This window comes from Mycoplasma sp. 4463, assembly GCF_048381515.1.
Taxonomy (GTDB): domain Bacteria; phylum Bacillota_I; class Bacilli_A; order Mycoplasmatales; family Metamycoplasmataceae; genus Mycoplasmopsis.
Window position 1 is genome coordinate 1 of record NZ_JBLWID010000012.1, and the last position, 21,162, is coordinate 21,162.

The window sequence follows — 21,162 nt, forward strand, 5'->3', positions numbered from 1 at the left end:
AATGTAAGTAAAAAAATAAAATTTCTTTTGCTTCATATATCTATAGATATATGGATTAAAAAACGACCCTTAAAAAAAGGTTAAACTTGGAAACTCGGGATTAATGTATGGAATTTTTTATTTATTTTTAATTTAGAGAAATTGAATTCAACTTTTAAACCTAGAGCACTACTATAAAAGTTAATTTTAATTTATTAGATTATTGAAATTAGAGACTATAAAATCACTCTGAAAAGTTTTATAATATTAGTGGATCGTTAGCTCAGCCGGTAGAGCAACTGGCTCTTAACCAGTGGGTCGCAGGTTCGAACCCTGTACGGTCTACCATTTCGTTTAAGCGACCAATATCCACATATTAAAAATATGTGGTTTTTTATTTAGTATTTTTAAAATTTTGCTTTATTTGCAAAAGTGATAGAATAAGAATAGTAATTTAGTTATCTTGTTGATAGGTAACATATTTTTTAATTTTAAAGAAAGGAGCAAAATGCTTTTTAAAAAGTCAAATAGTCATAAAGACCAAAATTCTTCTGAATGACAAGACACAGTTGAAAACTTAGAAAAAGTGCACATTAAAAAAGAGAACACTTTATACAAAAGAACAAGAATGTCTAACTTTGGTCTTAAATTAAATTACTTCTACCAACAAATGCCGCTTTGAAAAATTATTTTAATAACAAACATTACAGCAGTTATCTTCGGTATCATTGGTGTATTCTTTGTTAAAAACGTTGGTATTTACAACTTTGGTTTAGCTGCTTTTGGGCAAGCTGGAGCAAAGATTTTAGTAGTTTCTATAGCTGGACAAGTTGATGGAACAGTGCTTAACTTAATTGACCAATTCGTCTTCTGAGTTGCTTATGTTATTTTAAGTATTCCTATTTTCATTTTCGGTTATAAGAAAGTCGGAAAATTATTTACAAACTTAACAATTTTATTCTTAGTTGTTTCATCATTAGTTTCATTCGGAATCGGAATGATCCCAGGTGCTGGTTCAACATATATTATCGGGGACTTCTCAAACAAAGCTGTTAAAGCTGCTTTACTTCCAGAATACCAATCACTTTCAGGATTAGTTCCATTATTATGAGACTCATACTCATCAGGTAGTGTGTTAGCATTAATGCTTTATGCAATTGTTTATGGAGTATTATTAGCTTACGTATTTGCTATTATCCAAATCATTGGAGGAACAGCTGGTGTTACAGGTGTTATCGGAGAATGATACGCAAACGCAAAACAAAAATCATTCGGTTCAATTAGTGGATATATGAACATAGCAATTATGATTGTTGCTGTTTTAGTTGGGTCTTGATTACCAGGTTCAATTCTTTTATCAAAAGTTGATCCTTCATTAGTTGCTAAAAATAAAATTGATATGGGATTATCAGATTCACAAGTAATTGAATTCACAAGACAAGCAGAAGCATTGAAAGCAAAAGTATGACACGCTGAGCTTTACTTCTCACCTAACTTCATCGCTACATTCTTAGTAAACGTTGTTTATATCGGTGTATTAGATAAATTATTCCCTAAATTTAAACTTGTTAGAGTTCAAATCTTTACAAAGAATGCTGCTAAAGTTAAAGAAATTATCACAAGCGACAAGAAAATTGTTACAGGTATGACAATTTTCAGAGCTACAGGTGGATACGAAGGAAAAGATATTGATGTTATTACATCAGTTGCATTATTCAGACATGTGTTACGTATTATTAAAGATGTTCGTAAAGTTGACAAAGATGCATTTATCTCTATTTCAGATATTAAAAGTATTGATGGTTCAATTTACTTACCACAAGATAAATTCTAATAAATCATTAACTAGCTACCTTTTAGGTAGCTTTTTCTTTATCTTTTTTAGTAACTAATTAAAAAGAAAAAGCAAGATATCAAATTAAATATCTTACTTTTTGTATCTATGTGCATAGGTTAAATGATTTTAACTTTAACTCTAAAACCTCTAGAAGAATAATATGAATCAGCACTATTATGGTAGACAAATACTGCACCATATCTATTGTCGCAAAATATCGCACCACCTTTATCACGAATTTCTTTAGGTGTGTGAATTCAAGAAGATGTCTTAGTATCTAGTGGTTTGATTGTATTTAAAAATCTATAGTCTTGCTCAGTTAGCAGTTCACAAAAATAACTATGCGCAAGACTTAAAGCATCATTTTCAGGTACAAACTTCTTTCTGTTAATTAGCGCAGTTCTATCATAGCACAGTGATCTTCTATTAGGTGACTGAGTTGATAAATCTACAAGATAAATGTTATCAAACATTGAAACTAATGTTGGTTCACCGTTCGTTTGTTCCATTCAGTCAAATGTGTTAATTAATTGTGGGCTAGAAAGAATTATTTGAACACATTTTTCAAATTCATCATTTGATAATAGATTCAAATTTGCATTTCTTTCTAAAAGAGTTTTATAAATGTAATTTGTTTTCATAATTAATCAATTACTTTAAATGTGAATCCAATAACTAATTTATTGAATTCTTGAGCTCTTCTTGTTTCATAAGCTGTATAAACTTTTTCAAGCTCTTCTTTATTATATTTAATTGAGTTTTCAGGATCTGAAATTTGTTCAGGATCACTCTCAGCATTTTTATTAGGGTTAGCAATTTTTGGATCAGTTAATTCAGTTAATTTGTTTTTGAAGTATGCAACTTTATTGGTGTCAAAAATATTTCATTTTTCTTTTTCTGCTTTAGCAGCATCTAATCTTGCTGTTGCTTCTTCTTTTTGCCCTTCTAATTTATCTACTTCAGCTTTGAAAAGCTCGATTTGTTCTCTTAATTTTTGCTTTTCTTCTTCATCTTGTGACGCAGCAAGTTTTTCTTCAGCAGGTGTAATTGCTTCTTTTTTGTATGTATCAATTCTAGATGTGTAATTTGAGATTTCACTTTCTAAAGAAGAAATGTATTCTGAACCTTTTGTTGATACATTAATGTAATTGTCAATTGCATCAATTAAGTATTTTTGAGGTAGTGTAGATGGAATTTGATCAACAGGAATAGCTTGAGTTGGATATGTTTCGTCAGTTACATCTTTAAATCTATACATATAACCAAATTTAGAAATTATTTCCTTATCATCATCTGTTATTGTGATTTCTTTATCTTCAAGTGCTGAAATTTTAGCTTTTAATTCAGATACTTTCTCAAGTTCTTCATCAGACATTTGGTCAATAATTAATGGTTTAATTTGGTTTTCATAAATTTCATCACTCAATGTTATATATAAATCAAATGAAGCATTAAGATTAATTCCTTGCCCAGAAAGTTTAACAGCATTTTTATCAATTAAGTATTCATATGATGGAGTTAAAAAGAATGTGTCTCAAAAATCTTTGTAATGTCTTCCACCTAATAATGAATTTCTAACAACTCCTATTTGCAATAAATTGTATTTGTTGTTGTCTTTAGTTTCTTCTTTAATCTTATATTCAATTGGTTGAACTGAGTTAAATCCTAATGTAATATAGTCAGTTAGTTTTGTTAATTCATTAATATTTTCATCACTTGATTCTTTATTTATCTTTGTATTAGCTTCATTAGGGTTGAAAACACCTCAATAATTAATAATTTCAATAGGTAGTGATAATTTTAAAATATGATCTGCATTTCAGTCATTAATCATTGATGAAACTAATTTTGAACCTTGTGTAATTTTTTCTTCAAGATTTAATTTATCAAATGAATTTGTTTGCTTATTTTTTGAGTAAATTACAGAACCAAATTTGAAAGATTGATTTCAGTTAGTTGTGAATGAAATTGATAAAGGTAACATTTTTCCATTTGTAAGATCATTTAATACACTTGGATTTTCAATTGTTACTTTTTCTTTTAAGTTTTTAGCTTTGATTTTTTCAATGAGAGCTTTAATTTCTTGGTTTTTTTTGTATTTCTCTAATAAACTATCATATGTTGTTGCTTGGTTTTTGTAAGTCTCCTTACCATTTTCATCAAGAATAGGTTTACCAATTTCGTTCATATTTGGCATTTTTGCAAAGTTAGGAACAATTAATGAGTTAAATTGTTTATTTAGGGAACTTTCAGGTTGTGTTAATTCAAGATATGGAACATTAAATTGCTCTCTAAAACTCATAAATTGTTTTTGGAATTTTAAATATTCATCTGACATTTCTCTGATTTTCTCTTCAGATAATGAAGTGATTGAATCATATGCATAGTTTTGTGCATCATTTAATTTTTTATACTCAGCGATAACATTTTGATTTGATAATAAATATTGATCAACTGAATTTTTAAGTGCAGCATCATTTGTCAATGATTTAATTTTATTAGCTCTATTTTCACTCTCGTTCATTAGAATGTAATTTTTAATGATTTCAGCTTTACTATTTGAATAAAATAAGTATCCAACTAACTTGCTAAAGTCAGATTTCATTGATTGTTGAATTTCTTCACTTTCAGGCATGAATCTAATAAATGTAGAAAGAATCCCGTTAAGAAACTGTGGATTTATAGCTCATGTGATTCTTGAAACTTCATTAAAGTATTTATAAGTATTTTGAATTTCACCATTAATGATTTGTTCAATTTGTTTTAAGTTTGAGTCGATAATATTCTTTTTAAATGATTCTGGATCTGATTTTAAAACATAAATAACCGTGTCTTTAGCATTTGCATTTTGACTAAAGAAATTATTTAATCTTTCATTAGCTGCAGAATCATTTTCAATGATATTTAATCATTTTTGTGCTGTATTAACAATATTGTTAAATAAAACATTCGCTGTTTTTAAGTAGTCACCTTTAAATGATTTTAAATTTTGATCCTCTTTTTGTTGATTGTTGCAAGAAAGTGCAACAATTGGCAATGTAGCAGATGTTACAACTGGCATTGTTAATAAGAATTTTTTAACTAGTTTTTTCATAATTATTTTAATTTTATTAAACTTTATTATTTTTATTATTAAAAAATCATTTTTATCTAGCATATAGTTATATCAGTAAAGAACAAAAAACAGATATTGTGGTATTATTTAAAATATTAATCTAACTTATATTAAATAAGTAAATATTAGGAGTAATAATGTCAACATTTTTAACAGTTATATTGGTAATGGTTGGAATTCTAATTGTCTTCGTTTCATTATTAATGTCACCTGATTCAAATGGTTTTTCAGGAGCATTAGTTGGTTCAGGAGACTTGGAGTTATTTAAAAATTCAAAAGAAAGAGGAGTTAAGAAATTCTTAAAATACTCAATGATAGTTTTAGGAGCAATTTTAATTATTGCTTCAGTTGTTTTAAGAATAGTACTGAAAAAATAAAAGTATGCAAAAACAAGAAATATTAAATTACATTAGAAAATATAAGTCAAGGTCATTCTTAGACATTGCAAAACATTTTAAAGTTTCATTGAGAAATAATAAAGACTTGACTAAAGCTATTTCAGATTTGCAATCTGAATATTTAGTTTTTAGAAATAATAATGATGAATATTATTCACCTGAACTCGAAGAAACAGTTACAGGAATTTTAAAAGTCGCTACAAAAGGTAACTTTGGATTTGTTGATTATGACATCAACGAAGAAGAAGGAACTAAAAAAAGTGTTTATGTAAAAACTTTTAATTTTAATGGAGCTATTAGCGGCGATGAAGTTAAGGTTAATGTTTATAAACTTCAAAAAGGTGATGAAGAATTAAAAGATGGTGTAGTTACACAGATTATTCAAAGAAACAATGAAAGTTTTGTTGGATTTATAAAAGAAAAAAATGGTGTTAAATCATTTGCACCTATTGATGCTAGATTTAAAAGTGTTAAATTTAAATTAATTCCTTCAAGTGTTCCAAACAAATTAAATGACTTAGTTTTAGCTAAAGTTTTAGCTTACGAAGACAAATTCATAACAATAAGTGTTGAAAGAGTTATTACAAACGAAGCTGACCCGATGGTTTTTGTTAAATCATACTTAGAACAAATTAAAGTTCCATCAGCTTTCCCTGAAAATACTGAGGACGAAATTAAATTAATTCCTGAAACAATTGATAATGAAGACCAAACAAATAGACGTGATTTTACAAATGAAATGATTGTAACAATCGACGGTGATGATACAAAAGATTTCGATGATGCAATCACAGTTAAAAAGTTAGATAATGGAAATTATTTCCTTGGAGTTTATATAGCTGATGTTTCTCACTATGTCAAAGAAGGTTCGTTCATTAACCAAGAAGCCTTAAGTAGAGGGACAAGTATTTATTTAGTTGACAGAGTTATTCCAATGTTACCTGTTGAATTATCAAATGGAATTTGTTCGCTTAATCCAAATGTAAAAAGATTTGTTTTAGCTTGCGAAATGGAAATTGATAAAAATGGAAATACAGTTAGAGCAGATATTTCACAAGGTGTTATCGAAAGTAAATTTAGATTAACATACAAACAAGTTGACAAATACTACAATACAGGTGAAATTAATGAAGATCATCCAAACCAAGAAAATGTAGCTAAATTAAAACAAATGCTTAATGTAGCTAAAGAATTAAGTTTAATTATTCACGATTACAAGATTAAAGAAGGATATGTTGATTTTGATATTGATGAACCTAAAATTAAACTTGATCAATATGGTAGTGTTGAACAAATCATGATTAATAAACGTGGATTTAGCGAAGTTTTAATTGAAGACTTTATGGTTAGAGCAAATGAAACAGTTGCTAAATATCTTTTTGATGCTAAGTTACCTGTTTTATATCGTGTTCACGAAGCACCGGATGAAGATAAAATTCAATTACTACAAAACTCTTTAGCAGCAGTTTCAATAGACGCATCAAAACTTAAAGCAAACTCAATTACTCCTAAAATATTTGCAGATTTCGTTAATAAAGTTAAAGCTGAAAGAGATGATGATTTTATTAAATTAATGTTCTTACGTTCAATGCAAAAAGCAATTTATTCAGATGTAAACATTGGGCACTTTGGATTAGCAAGTGAATATTATTGTCATTTTACAAGTCCGATTAGAAGATACCCAGATTTAATCATTCATAGAATAATTAGAGATTTTATTATTAATAAACAAACTGAAAAACTTGAAGAGTTCAGATTAAACTTACCTGTATTTGGTGATTTAAATACTAAATCAGAACAAAAAGCAGTTCAAATTGAAAGAAATGTTAATGATCTTAAGTTTGCTGAATTCTTAAAAAATAAAATCGGTTCACCATTTAGAGCTCAAATTTTAAGTGTGCTTAACTTTGGTTTCTTTGTTGAATTTGATTTTAAAGCTAGTGGTCTAGTTCATAAGTCAACATTGATTGATGGAGAATATGAAGCTAATGAAAACTTAACTAAATTGATTTCTAAAGATAGAAAATTTACAATTGGTGATTTTGTAGATGTAATTGTTACAGAAGTTGATTTAGTCGAAGGTAAAGTTACTTGTGTATTAGCTGATTTATACGAAGCTTGATTAGCTAAAAAGCAAAAAGAAGAAGCTGAAAGAGCTTCTAAAAATAAGCAAAATTTTTCAAAATTAAGAAAAAATTTTCAAAAATAAAACAATAGCGCAAAGCTAATAAAGAGCTATGCGCTTTTATAATGAAAAGTTATCTTTTATATAACTTATTTAATATAATTAAAAATATTTATTAAAGGATAAAAATGAAAAATAAAAATAGAAATTTAGAGGAAAATTCATTAGGTTTTGATGCTGGATTAGTAGTTAAACAAGATAAAGATATGTTTAATTATTCAGTTGATACCATTATGCTTGGTAATTTTATTTATTTAAATAAAAAAACCACTAGAGCACTTGAAATCGGTGCTAATAATGGTGCTTTATCAATTTTTGTTGCTTCTAGATATGACAAATTAAAAATTGATGCGATTGAAATTCAAAAAAAAGCAGCAGAGTTAGCAAAAGAAAATGTGAAGCTTAATAATATGGAAAATCAAATTCATATTATTAGCCAAGACTTTAATGATTTTTATAAACAGCACACAAAGAATGCACAAAAGAAATATCAAATTATTTTCTGTAATCCACCTTTTTATCCTTATGATAAAACAAAAGTTAAAAATAACATTTCACAAGAAAAACTAATTGCAACCCACGAAATTCATTTAAATTTAGAACAATTAATTTTAGGTTGTTCTAAAATAATAGAACAAAAAGGATTTTTATCACTAGTACTACCTGTTGAAAGAATGGTTGATGCTTTTGAATTATTAAGAAAATATAAATTTGAGCCAAAAAGAGTTCAACTTATTTATCCTAGAATAGATGATAAACCTAAATTTATTTTACTTGAAGCAAGATATCAGACAGGTTGAGGTGTTCATTTCTTACCCAACTTATATCTTCATGATAATAGCGATAAAAATAATCACGATTATTTACCTGAAATTAAAAAACTTTATAGACCTATAAAAGTGGAGGAGAAGATGAATAAAAAAACAAGTTATATAACAACGCCTATTTACTATGCGAGTGGAAATTTACACATTGGACACTTATATACAACTACAGTTGCTTGAGTTTTAGCTAATTATAAAAAACTACTTGGTTATGAAGTTAAAATGCTTACAGGTAGTGATGAACACGGTTTAAAAATTCAACAAAAAGCTGCTGAGCAAAATGTAAATCCACAAGAATTTGTTGATAATTTAGTTGGTAAATATAAACAAATGTGAGTTGATTTTGGAATAGAATATGATTTCTTTTCAAGGACATCATCACAATTCCATAAAGATTCAGTAAAACACATTTTCTCTTATTTCTTAGAAAAAGGTTTTATTTATAAAGGGCAATACAATGGTTTATACTCAGTTTCAGATGAAGAGTTTTTAACAGAAACACAAGCAGTTAAAAAAGAAGATGGATATTATCATCCGACAAGTGGTCACAAGCTAATTTTAGTTTCAGAAGATTCATATTTCTTCAAAATGAATGAGTTTGCAAAATGATTAGTTGAGTATATTGATGGTAATCAAGAATTTTTAGCACCTAACAAAATCATCAATGAGATGAAAAATAATTTCTTACTTAAAGGGCTAGAAGATTTATCAGTTACAAGAACTAACATTGAATGAGGTATCAAAATCGATGAAGACCAAACACATACACTTTATGTTTGATTAGATGCATTATGCAACTATATAACTGCTTTAGGGTATGATGTAAAAAACAAGCAACAACCAGATGAGTTTATGAAATTTTGAGCAAGCAAAGACTCAGAAGTTGTTCACTTAATTGGTAAGGAAATAGCAAGATTCCATATGATTTATTGACCTATTTTCCTTAAAGCACTTAACTTAAAACAACCTACAAGAATTCAAGCGCACGGTTGATTAGTTACACCGACAGGAAAAATGTCAAAATCAAAAAATAATGTAGTTGATCCATATGATTTATTAGCTAAATACGATAAAGAAATGATTAAATACTATTTAACATCACAAATCACATTAGGAGAAGATGGTGTTTGAGATGAAGATAGATTTATTGATGTGATTAACTCTGAATTAATTAATAATTATGGAAACTTAGTTTCAAGAACTTTAAAAATGAAATCAAATAGTTTTTCAGGTCCTTTAAAATACAAGTCATCAAAAGATGAAAATGACTTGGACATAGACTTAAAAATTAGAAATTCTATCTTCGAGTACAAAAAACACTTTGACAATTTAGAAATTGACAAAGCATTAAAAGTTGCTATTAATTTATCAAGCGACCTAAATAAATATGTTGATTTAACAGAACCTTGAAAATTAAAAGAAGATTTACCAAGATTAGAACAAATTTTAGCAAGACTTCTAAATGGTATTTATGCAGTTTCAACTTATTTATCAGTTGTATTAAAAGATAAAACAAAAGAAGTAGCAACCGCATTAGGTTTTGATAGTTTTTCTATTGATTTAATAGAAGATTATCAAAAATTTGATAATATTAATCAAGGGAATGAGTATATGCTCTTTGCTCGTTTAAAAAAATAACTTGATCTTATTAAGGAGGCGATTTTGATTTTTGCCAAAGCATCAAGATATGTAATAAATCCAGAAAAGTTAAAAGGATTTATTGATTATTTATTTATATTAACTAAAAAAACAAGAATGAAAGAAGAAAACTTATCATTCGAATATTCTGTCGATCCTGAGGGAGTAGTAATTGTTTTAGAAAGATGATCTACAAGATTAGATTATGAAAAGTTTATGCAGTTAGAAGAGTTTAAACAAGAGTTTAAAACCCTTAACAAAATGTGTAAATTAGTTAATACATTATATGATGTAGATTTAGTTAAATAGTAATAATAATTTTAAGTAAATTCAACTCATTAAATTAATCGAGTTGATTTTTTATCCAAATTTATTAAAGTGAGGTATTTATGGTTATAGGTATAAGTGGAATGATTGCTGCAGGAAAAAGTTCGTTAGTTAAAAACTTACAAAAAGAGTTTCCTACTTCAAAAATATTAAGAGAGTTTGAAGAATCTGATGATGTTTTCAACACTTTCTTAAATTGATTGTATGAAAATAAATCAAATTTAACAATTAGTTTTCAATCTTATATAGCCGAAAATCATTCAGATAAGTTTGCAAAATTATTAGATGAATACAATCAATCAAATTCAAATATTAAAAGAGATCACATTTTTGTTGATAGATTTGCATTAGAACATTATATTTTTGCTAAGTTGATATTATCGGCAAAAAGTGAAAAATATTTACAGGCTTATGATGCTATGTTTGAAAAGTTAGTAACTGAAGATGAAATGCCACATTTTGCAATTTTCTTGGATGTAGATTTTGAAACATTTAAGAAAAGATTGTTTGCAAGAAATAGAGAATCAGAAGTGAAGAATTTTGATTCTAATTACGAATATTTTAAAAATTTACATTCTAACTATTTAAAAATCTTTAAAGAGATAGCTTCAAAATATAACCTTAAGTACTATGTCATAGACACAAATGATAAAGATGAAAAACAAATATTGCAAGAAGCATTATCAATTATTAGTGATGAAGAAAAATTACTTAGTGAATAGATTTTCCTTTTTATCACAATTAAGTAAACACTTGTTTTTAGTTCTATTAAGAACAGGAAATGAGTGTTTTTCTTTTTGCAAAAGCATAAAAAACAACACTAATATAATTGATTTAGTGTTGTATAAAATATATGTAAAAATTATTGAGCTGGAAGATTTAATGTAACTTCGAATGCTTTTGAAGAAGTCTTAACCGGTGTTGCATCATTAACAAATTTAACAACTTTGAATTTAATTGTAACTGTGCCTTGTGATTCATTGTAAACTGTGTTAAGTCATCCGCTTGCCCCTTGAACACCTTGTTTGTTTACGTATTCAGGTTTTACATCATTAGCAATCATGTAACCACTTTTAATGTATTGAATTCCTTTTTCAGCATTAATAGCCTTAATTTCTGTTGAAGGTTGTGTAACATTGTAATCTCTACCAACACCTGTTGCTAATTGACCATCATAGTTAGAGAAGAATAATTGTCTTTTTCTTTCTTCACCTGTTGTTAATTTTTTAATAATATCTTGTCTTTTTTCTGGTAAGAATGTGAATAATTCAGCTCCTTTAGCCACTAATCTTTCACCAATTTTATCTAATTCAGCAATTTCTGCGTCAGCATGTACAGGTGAACCTGTGTTAGGGCTACCAGGTTGTTCTGGTTTTTTAGTATCTTTACATGACACTGCCACGGCTGGCGCCACAATAGCTGATAATCCAGCAATACTCATAAGTAAAGTTTTTAATTTTTTCATAATAATCATCTCCTGAAAATTAATTTATCTACTTAAATTTAAGCACATTTTTCAAATATTATGTAATAAATATGTAATTTTTTCTTATTTTTTTCACATTTTGTGAAAAATTAAGGATTTTTTCTCTGGTTACACTCTTTATTCAGTGAATTCTGAAATAAAAACCACAGCAAGAATGCTGTGGCGAAGTTATGTAAGACATAATAATGATTATGTGTTTTACATAAAATTATTTAGTGACAGGTGTTTAATAATTTAACACAAGAAGGATGTTTCATGGACATCACATTCTTTATCCGAATCAAGTTCAAGGATAAAGCACTGGTATTATTATAAGATAAAAATTCAAAAAATGAAAAAAATTTTCATCTATAATTTAAAGAACTATGGAAAAAAGTAAAATTCGTAATTTCTCAATAATAGCTCACATAGATCACGGTAAGAGTACTTTAGCTGATCGTATTTTAGAATACACAAATACAGTAGACACAAGAGAGTTAACTGCTCAATTTTTAGATTCAATGGATCTTGAAAAGGAACGTGGTATTACAATTAAACTAAATGCAGTTCAAATCAAGTATAAAGACTATATTTTTCATTTAATTGATACACCAGGACACGTTGATTTTAATTATGAAGTTTCTAGATCCCTTGCAGCTTCTGAGGGAGCTTTATTGCTTGTGGATGCAACACAAGGTATTGAGGCTCAAACTTTAGCTAATGTTTATTTAGCGATTGAAAATAATTTAGAAATCCTGCCTGTTATAAATAAAATCGATCTACCAAGTGCTGATGTTGAAGGTGTTAAAAAAGAAATAGAAGAAGTTATCGGTATACCGACTGATAATGCTATTTTGGTGTCTGCAAAAACAGGTCAAGGTGTTCATCAATTGCTTGATGCGATTGTTGAATATATCCCAGCACCTAAAAATGCAGATGATAATAAACCTTTAAAAGCATTGATTTTCGATAGTTACTTTGATCCATATCGTGGAGTTGTTATGTTTATCAGAGTATTCGAAGGTAAGCTTAAAACAGGAGATAAGTTTAAATTTATGTCAAGACACGATGCAGGAAACGAGTATCATGTTATTGGCTTAGGTATTAAAAATCCAAATGAAACCAAAAAAGATGAATTAGTTGCAGGAGAAGTTGGATGAGTTTCAGCAGCAATTAGAGATGCAAAAGAAGTTAACGTCGGGGATACAATCACTTTAATTTCTAATCCAACAAAACAAGCTCTTCCAGGTTACAAAAAAATGAAACCTGTTGTGTTTACCGGTTTTTACCCAATCGACACAAAAGATTACATGGATCTTAAGGAAAGTTTAGAAAAAATTTCATTATCAGACTCATCAATCACATGAGAACAAGAAACATCAAAAGCATTAGGATTTGGATTTAGAGTTGGTTTCTTAGGAATGTTGCATATGGAAATTCTTCAAGAGAGACTTGATAGAGAATATAAGGTTGGAATTATTGCAACAAGTCCAAGTGTTGAGTATAAAGTAACTACTACAAAAGGAGAAATTGAATACATTTCTAACCCTACATTGTTTCCTGATAGAACATTTATAGAACAAATCGAAGAACCATATGTTGAAGCAAGTATTTTTGTACCAAATGAATATATTGGTAATGTTATGGAACTTTGTCAAAATAAAAGAGGTATTTATAAAACTTTAGAGACAGTTGACTCTAGAAGAACTAGAATAATTTATGAATTACCATTAGCTGAAACTGTTTTTGATTTCTTTGATAGATTAAAATCTACCACAAAAGGTTATGCATCATTTGAATATGAGTGAATTGGATATAGACCTTCAGATTTAGTGAAAGTAGATATCTTATTAAATGGAGATAAAGTTGATGCATTCTCAATAATTACACATAGAGAAAAAGCATATGAAGCAGCAAGAGAGTTATGTGTAAAACTCAAGGATGCAATACCTAGACAAAACTTCGAAGTACCTGTGCAGGCCACAATTGGTGGAAAAATTATTGCAAGAGAAACAATTAAAGCTTATAGAAAAGATGTTACTGCAAAACTTTATGGTGGGGATGTAACAAGAAGACAAAAATTACTCAAGAAGCAAAAAGAAGGTAAGAAACGTATGAAAAAACTTGGTTCTATTGAAGTTCCACAAGAGGCTTTCTTATCAGTTTTAAAAACAAATATTGACAAATAATTTATTTAGCCAGGTTAATGCCTGGTTATTTTATTAATCAAGTTTTATAGTTATCTCCATATAAATTTCTAATTGCATCTTTATATGATGATTTTTGATTTTGATATCCTCCATAAATTAAATCATATGGTTCTATGTTGTACAAACCGAAGTTCTCTGAATAATCTAATTCAGGAGATCTTAATAAACAAGATATTGATGCTTTATTTTTAAAATCAACATCATATGTAGCAAACATTAAACCAAGTAATTGATTATTTTGATTAACAACCGGAGATCCTGATGAACCATAATATGGTTGATAATCATTTATTACGAATCCTAAACCATAATTAACAAATTTATTTGCTTTGGAAACAGATTTATTTACATACTTAAAATTATTTAAATGACTTATGTATCTAAAGTTAAGCAAAATATCAACAAAACCAGGATAGTTTTCTAAAAAATGAAATTGCTCTGAGTGATTTAAATTATTTGAATTATTAAAAGTAAACTCATTTTCCTTATCGTGGTAACCTATTGAGTAAAATTCATGATTTTCCAAAATATTATCTGATGATATGGTGTTAATTTTATTGATATTAATAAATTTACCTAATCATTCATTAAACGTCATATTTTGACAACTGACTAAATTTTCATTTTTAGAGTATTCAAAAATTGAATTACTTTTATTATGAATATTTTTCAAATCTAATTCCAGTATACCAAAGTCAATCATTTCTTCAACATTATCCATATTATGGATGTAATTTTTAGGACTTGACTTTAAAAAATCTAATGCTAAATATACAATTTTAAAATCACTAGGATTAAAGCTGAAAATTTGTTTAATTTCTTGGTTTTTATTCGTATCAAATCCCAACTTTGAAATTTGAACTTGAGAAGTTATAAGGTTACTTTCATCATTTAATAATTGGTTATCATTGATAATATTTGAAAATATTGAACCATCAGAATTATTCTTTACAAAGTTATTTAGAACATGAGCATTTGTTACGAAATACAATTTTTCAATTTCACCATTATCATCAAGATGATAATCAAATAAACTGATAGTACCTGAATGAATCATATATTTAGATTGTGAGTTTATCCTGTTATGAGGGTTATAGTTATGAAATGAAACTTTAAATACATTATCCATCATATCTTCATGCTGAATATTAAGATTAATTTGATTATTTTTATCAAGTTTGATACTTTCTCAATTCATTTTTCCTGAACCAAGCAAAATTTTATTATTAATTAATAATGGGGAAAAATTACTTAAATATTTCTGATTCAATAAACTATTTGTTAATTTACAAGAATTTGTATTATGGTTTTTATTATTGATTTCTTTTTTTAATTGATGGTTATCATTCTTGCATGAAGCAGTAAAAAAACTGCAACAAAACATTAACTTCATAAAAATTATTAAGCAGACTAAAATTTTTTTCATAATCACCTCATTAATTTAGTAATTTTTCTCAAATTTGAACTATTAGGTAATTAGTTATAAGAATAGTTAAAAAAATTAAAATAGTTGATAAAGTTATTCATTTTCTATAGATAATCCCGAGAGTCTTGAGCCATTTAATGGAGGAGACTATGAAGTATATCGTGCTAATAATGCATATACAATTTTAGGAGAGTAAATATCAAACTAAAATTATTAAAATAATTATGAAAAACCTCAATATAACTATCACTAAAAAAAGTGTTCGTTATATTGAGGTTTATATTTTTCAATTTAGTTATCTATCAAATTTTGATTTGTTCTTCTTCAGGTAAAAACATTTGATCGTTTTCTTTTAAGTTATAAGTTTTTGTGAAATCTGGATTGTTTAATAAAACAACATTTCCACGAATTTCTGAAGGTGAGTGAACATCAGATTCCAATCTTCTTTTTGCGCTTCCTTCTGTGATAATCATTCTTCAAACTCTAGCTCAGTTTTCAAAGAAGTCTTTTGGATTAAAGTCTTTTTCAAGTTTAGCAGCTTCAAACGCACATGAAACTCCACCGATATCAGCAATATTTTCAGAAACTGTTAGTTTTCCATTAACTTTTCCATATTTAGTTTCTTTACCATCATATAACTTAATAACAGCGGCAATTTTTTCGTCAAATTTTACTCTATCTTCATCAGTTCATCAGTTGTTTAAGCTTCCATTTTCATCAAATTGTGAACCGTTGTTGTCAAATGCATGTGAGATTTCGTGAGCAATAACTGCTCCAATTCCTCCATAATTTGCAGATGAAGATTGATTAATATCATAATAAGGAGCTTGTAAAATTGCAGCAGGGAAAACAATGTGATTTGCAAATGGATTAAAGTAAGCATTAATTTCTGCAGGAGACATTGATCAATACTTATCATTCTTTAATTGATTGTATTGCGATAAGTTGTATTGAGTCTTAATTGATTCAAAGAATAAAACATTTTCTAAAATGTTTGAACCTTGCTCATATGTCTTAACAACAAAATCTTTGTAAAATGGTCTGATGATTTCTGGGTATCCAACCATAACACCTAATTTGTTCAATTTAGTAATTGCTTTTTTAATTGTTTCTTTAGATAATCATGTGTTTTCTTCCAAGTTTTTCTTATAAACTTCGATCATATTAGCAACCATATGTTCTACATCTTTTTTAGCTTTCTCTCCAAAGAAATGTTTTGCATAGTACATACCTAATGGTTCTTTGAAATATTTAGTAGCTAAATCATAAGCGAACATTTCTAAATCTCTTGGTTTTTGGATTGAGTAAATTGCATTTTTAAATTCTGTTGCTTTAATTCTTGTTTCTTCATCTAAATATGAAGCTGCAAAAATTAAGTTTTTAATAAAGAATAAAGCTTTATATTCTTCAAACGTTTCTTCATTGAAAATATTGTTTAAGTTTTCAATGAATTTAACATTTGAACAAGGTATCATTTCAACTTTTTGACCTACTAATTGCTCTGCAATGTTTGGAATATTAAAAATTGAACTTTTATCGGTATATCATGAGATTTCTTTAGGGTTGTATAATGAAACATAATCAGCCTTTTGAACATCTGAAAGAACATAATCTTTAATTTTTAAATCAAAAGCAATAGCTTTATTAATTAAATCATTTGATTTTCTTTCATCAAATCCGTATTTTTGTAATAAATCAAAAACCATATTAATTCATACAGTCATTAATCTATTTGCTTCTTGTTCATTTTCATATGTTTCTTTTGAAGGTAAAATTAAGCTAAATTCATCAAGTCATAAAACTTGTAATTTATTATTTTTAAAATCTTCTCCAACACCAAAAGATAAAGGTAAAGATACATATCTATTATTAAAGTAATCAAAATTTGAAGCAAGTTGTTCAAATGATTTTAATTCTTCAATATTTTTAAGAAAATCTTTAGCCGGTTTTATTCCTATTTCTTTTCTCTTATCTTTATCAATAATCATTTTGTAAAATTCAACATACTGCTTCATCATAGGATCATTAGGTAATTCTTTTTGACCATTAGCTCACTGAACTGTTAAGTCTTTAAGTAATTTTTCTAATTTGATATCTAATTCACCGAATGCTGACATTGATGATCTATCTGATGGAATTGTAGCGGTATTTAATCATTCATAATTAACGTATTCATAAAAATTATCTTCTAATCTAGGTTTTGACATTTTAACTCCTTATATTTTCTTTTTATTATATAGCAATTAGAGTTTTTTAAATAAAAACCACCAAAAATTGGTGGCACATATCTATAAAAATAATATATAAATTCTATTTAATAAATTAAACAACTTTAACTGAAACTTCTTTAGAATGTGATTTACCTTCCAAATTGTTTCTTTCTATATGGAATATTTCAATTTTTTCATTTCCCTTTGTGTGTAATCCGTGTTTTTGACCACGGCGAAATCCTTTAATTTGACCTTCTAATTCGTCAATTGTGTTAGCTTGTGCAATAACTTCACCACTAGCTACTAATTTTGCTTTGTATTTGTACATAAGCACCTCCGATTTCTTACACTTTTATTCTATAACTTTTTGAGATCCAGTTATCAAAAATTTAATATTTTCTAGTAAATTTTTCACATTTATGAAAAAAATAATTACAACACTTCTTATCTTATTTTAAGATAAAAAGTGTATGATTTAAACATGACTAAATTACGTAAATCTTTATTGTTTTTAACTGGTTCAATTTTAGGTCTAGGAACACTTGTGACTAATTCATGCAGTTTTCTAGATATTTTTAAATCTTCTGGAAATGGTGATAAAAAACAAGTTAATAAAGTTAAATTAAGATTTACAAATTACACACATCCTACAATTGCAACTTCTAATGTAGTCTCAATTAACAATAAAGAATTTATGAAAACTTCATCAAAAAGCAATGATGAAGTTAGTCAATTATTAAATAGATTTGAAACTGAAAAAAATAATGTGCACGAATATGAAGAAACTAATGGATCTTGCTATTTTGAATACATAGATCCGTACACAAATGTGACTTTTAGAGACTATGCATATTATGTTAGTGAAGACAAAAGTGAGCGTAGATATTTATTAGGTCCTCAAGGTTTAGTTTTATATGCTCATGAATTTAAAAGAAAAATTCCATTCAGTACTGAAGTTTTTGATCTTGAAGCTATAAATATAAATAATTTTAGTGTAATAGATAATACTGCAAACGGATTATATATTCCAAATATTAAAAATATCTTTATTAATGGTTTCTTTTTTTGTGAATCAGGAATGAGCCTTTATGAAATTATTGCTTATATGATGCAAACAACATTCCACGAATATATGCACCATTGAGCAAACTCATATGCAGAAATTGCATTTAAAAAAGATGTACTTGCAAAATATTATAGTTTTGAAAATGATGATTCACATTTAGTTAACCCATCAATTATTTATTATTCACCTGGAACAACAATTAAAGATCAGCATAATCATCTTTACATTCAATATTGAAATAAATCGTTTGTTGATTCATTTCAATATTTATTAAACTATGATGTAACTTCAAAATCAAAAATCTCTGATGAAACTTGAGAAATATTAAGAGCAGATAATGACAAAAAAAATAGTTTTATTCATAATGTTTTTAGTCCAAAAGACATTTGAGATCTTTCAAACGGAAAACCAAGCAATCCTGATATAATTGAACTTAATAAAAAATTAAAAGAACATTCAAAATTGTATTATTCGCCTGATACAAAGTTCGGTCTTTCATCAAATAATATTCGCTACTATTATTCATTGACCGAATTAGTTCCTAGAGAATATTTGAAATATGGTTTTGAACCTTACTTTAATATAAATTTACCAAATCCAATTGGTCCTGCTATAGAAGACTCAAGAAATAAAGGTCAAGATATCTTTACAATGAGTTATTTTAGCTATGCTCATATCGACAAAACATCTTCATCCACAACTTACACAATTTCACCAACATCTTTAGCAGATGATATGAGTAAAGTTTTCTTGAATAATTTTGATTCACAATATAGACAAGGATGATACATACAAGGTGATTTGACAATTCAAGAAAATTCAAACAGAACAAGAACTTATAAAAATCAATCTTCAATTCTTCTGCCAACAACACCTTTTGCTTTATCTGAATATCAACCTCAAGTAGGATATAGAACTAAAACTGAATATTTAAATCTTCAGAAAATAAAACAAGATAAATCAGTTGATTTTTACAAATTATTTTTAGATACAATGGGTTATGGAAAAACTATTTCACAACTATATTATGATAATAGTGGATGAAAATGAATTGATTCAGAGCATTCACAAATTGAAAATAATGAAGCAAATCAACATAAAATCAAATTAAGTGGTTACTTAGATTCAAATGAGTACACAGGGTTTGTCTTCGTTAATCCAGATAATAATCAAGTTACAACAACCTCAAAAATTAAATACTTAGATACATTCAATTTTTTTGGTCACAAAACTTTTGATAAAGGTGCATTATTATCAAATTCATTAACATCAGAACAAGCTCAGCAAAGAGAAGAGCAATTAAATAATAGAATTTATCCAAATTCATTAAATGAATACACAAACACTTTATTTATTCCATATATTTCAGAAGATTTCATTACAAAACCAAGTAATAATTCAGTTGTTTATTTATGAAAAGATTTAAATAACAATAATATTGCTGAAGAAAATGAAATTTTAATAGAAAAAGAAATAACACTTCCTGAAAATAGATGAGTAACAACAGCAAGATCAACAAAAAATGAAAATGTTTACAATATAATAAAAACTACAGATAATAAAGTTAAATTAGATTTTCATAAATTATTTACATAGTTAAGATATTCACAAGCAAATAGAAAGGAATTTATGCTATGAGATTTTTCTAAATTAAAAGTTGGACAAATGATTAATGTTCAAGCTTATAAACATAATGGTCATCTTTATAGACAATGAAATTCTGTAAAAGTAATTTTTCATAATAAGAGACATATTGTTTTATTTTTAAAAAACACTAAAGTGGCTGAATATGAAAGAGATGTAAATGGGTGAAGATATAAAGAAAATGCAATTTGATTTATTCCGAAAGATTCAATGTACAATGCAATTGTTCTTTTAAAAGAAAGCGGTTCTTATTATTATATAAACCTTGCATCACGTCCAATTTTTGAAGATGACACGCTTAAATTTATTGATTATGATTTAGACATAAAATGTTATCCAGATAAAGAATTACAAATTGTTGATAGAGAAGAATTTGCTGAACATTCAAAAGAGATGAAATATCCCGAATCATTAAGAAAGACTATTTATGATGAAATTAAAGACATCATTTCTTTATATAATGATTATGAATATTTCTTTTCGGATGAAGTTATTGCATACTATTTAAAAGTTTTATATGATGATAAATTAATAACAGAGAAAACATATAATAAATTATTAGACACTAATAATAGAAGAAAATACAATGAAGAAACTTCGATGTTTGCTGATATTTCAAAAATATACAAATAACAAAAACTTTAATACTGTCCATTAAACTATGATGTGGATAGTATTTTTTTAATCAAAAGTTCAAATAAAAAATTCGAAAAAAATTTTTAAAAAAACTTTGAATAAAAAAAATAGTGTTATAATATTCATGCTTTTGATAGCAAAGAAGTTCTTTGAAAACTAGATATATACAAGACATGACAAGTCAATTTTTTTCGAGAGTTTG

General features: G+C 27.0%; 15 protein-coding genes and 1 tRNA gene. 10 read left to right on the plus strand and 6 right to left on the minus strand.

Annotated elements, in window-relative coordinates; all coding sequences use genetic code 4:
- Positions 1–251 precede the first annotated feature (251 nt).
- Positions 252–327, plus strand: a tRNA-Lys gene (locus ACNF36_RS01345).
- A gap of 160 nt (positions 328–487) precedes the next feature.
- Positions 488–1,813, plus strand: a complete 1,326-nt coding sequence (locus ACNF36_RS01350; protein WP_418303470.1) for a DUF2179 domain-containing protein — start codon at positions 488–490, stop codon at positions 1,811–1,813.
- A 119-nt stretch (positions 1,814–1,932) separates the two neighbouring features.
- Here ACNF36_RS01350 and ACNF36_RS01355 read toward each other — a convergent pair whose 3' ends face one another.
- Positions 1,933–2,457, minus strand: a complete 525-nt coding sequence (locus ACNF36_RS01355; protein ID WP_418303471.1) for a DUF4256 domain-containing protein — start codon at positions 2,455–2,457, stop codon at positions 1,933–1,935.
- A 2-nt stretch (positions 2,458–2,459) separates the two neighbouring features.
- A complete protein-coding gene (locus tag ACNF36_RS01360; RefSeq protein ID WP_418303472.1) occupies positions 2,460–4,910 on the minus strand; it encodes a hypothetical protein in 2,451 nt (816 codons plus the stop codon).
- A 158-nt stretch (positions 4,911–5,068) separates the two neighbouring features.
- Here ACNF36_RS01360 and secG point away from each other — a divergent pair, with 158 nt between their 5' ends.
- The 5 genes from secG to ACNF36_RS01385 all read left to right on the plus strand — a co-directional run bounded on the left by secG (position 5,069) and on the right by ACNF36_RS01385 (position 11,025).
- A complete protein-coding gene (gene secG / locus ACNF36_RS01365) occupies positions 5,069–5,308 on the plus strand; it encodes a preprotein translocase subunit SecG (protein ID WP_257089479.1) in 240 nt (79 codons plus the stop codon).
- 4 nt (positions 5,309–5,312) lie between these two features.
- Positions 5,313–7,538 (plus strand): ribonuclease R, encoded by a 2,226-nt coding sequence (rnr, locus tag ACNF36_RS01370; protein ID WP_418303473.1) that lies wholly within the window; start codon positions 5,313–5,315, stop codon positions 7,536–7,538.
- Between the two features lie 104 nt (positions 7,539–7,642).
- Entirely contained in the window at positions 7,643–9,976 is a 2,334-nt protein-coding gene (metG, locus tag ACNF36_RS01375; RefSeq protein ID WP_418303474.1) for a methionine--tRNA ligase, read from the plus strand.
- 24 nt (positions 9,977–10,000) lie between these two features.
- Complete coding sequence (locus ACNF36_RS01380) at positions 10,001–10,285, plus strand: putative quinol monooxygenase (RefSeq protein WP_257089485.1); 285 nt, start codon at positions 10,001–10,003, stop codon at positions 10,283–10,285.
- 80 nt (positions 10,286–10,365) lie between these two features.
- Entirely contained in the window at positions 10,366–11,025 is a 660-nt protein-coding gene (locus ACNF36_RS01385) for a deoxynucleoside kinase (RefSeq protein ID WP_257089487.1), read from the plus strand.
- A 140-nt stretch (positions 11,026–11,165) separates the two neighbouring features.
- On the opposite strand, the gene ACNF36_RS01390 is transcribed toward ACNF36_RS01385, so the two are convergent.
- Positions 11,166–11,768, minus strand: a complete 603-nt coding sequence (locus tag ACNF36_RS01390; RefSeq protein ID WP_257089489.1) for a variable surface lipoprotein — start codon at positions 11,766–11,768, stop codon at positions 11,166–11,168.
- A gap of 386 nt (positions 11,769–12,154) precedes the next feature.
- Between ACNF36_RS01390 and lepA the strand changes: the two genes are divergently transcribed.
- A complete protein-coding gene (gene lepA, locus ACNF36_RS01395; RefSeq protein WP_418303475.1) occupies positions 12,155–13,957 on the plus strand; it encodes a translation elongation factor 4 in 1,803 nt (600 codons plus the stop codon).
- A gap of 25 nt (positions 13,958–13,982) precedes the next feature.
- On the opposite strand, the gene ACNF36_RS01400 is transcribed toward lepA, so the two are convergent.
- From ACNF36_RS01400 to ACNF36_RS01410, 3 genes are all read right to left on the minus strand, one after another.
- Positions 13,983–15,176 (minus strand): MIP family Ig-specific serine endopeptidase, encoded by a 1,194-nt coding sequence (locus ACNF36_RS01400; protein ID WP_323176599.1) that lies wholly within the window; start codon positions 15,174–15,176, stop codon positions 13,983–13,985.
- 527 nt (positions 15,177–15,703) lie between these two features.
- The gene (locus ACNF36_RS01405; protein WP_418303476.1) at positions 15,704–17,611 is read right to left on the minus strand and encodes a M13 family metallopeptidase; all 1,908 of its coding nucleotides are present in this window, start codon (positions 17,609–17,611) and stop codon (positions 15,704–15,706) included.
- A 115-nt stretch (positions 17,612–17,726) separates the two neighbouring features.
- Entirely contained in the window at positions 17,727–17,942 is a 216-nt protein-coding gene (locus tag ACNF36_RS01410; RefSeq protein ID WP_257089500.1) for an MAG6790 family protein, read from the minus strand.
- A 153-nt stretch (positions 17,943–18,095) separates the two neighbouring features.
- Here ACNF36_RS01410 and ACNF36_RS01415 point away from each other — a divergent pair, with 153 nt between their 5' ends.
- Both ACNF36_RS01415 and ACNF36_RS01420 read left to right on the plus strand, forming a co-directional pair.
- Positions 18,096–20,276, plus strand: a complete 2,181-nt coding sequence (locus ACNF36_RS01415) for an MYPU_1760 family metalloprotease (protein WP_418303477.1) — start codon at positions 18,096–18,098, stop codon at positions 20,274–20,276.
- 33 nt (positions 20,277–20,309) lie between these two features.
- Positions 20,310–20,957, plus strand: a complete 648-nt coding sequence (locus ACNF36_RS01420; protein WP_257089504.1) for a DUF402 domain-containing protein — start codon at positions 20,310–20,312, stop codon at positions 20,955–20,957.
- The last annotated feature ends 205 nt before the right edge of the window (positions 20,958–21,162 follow it).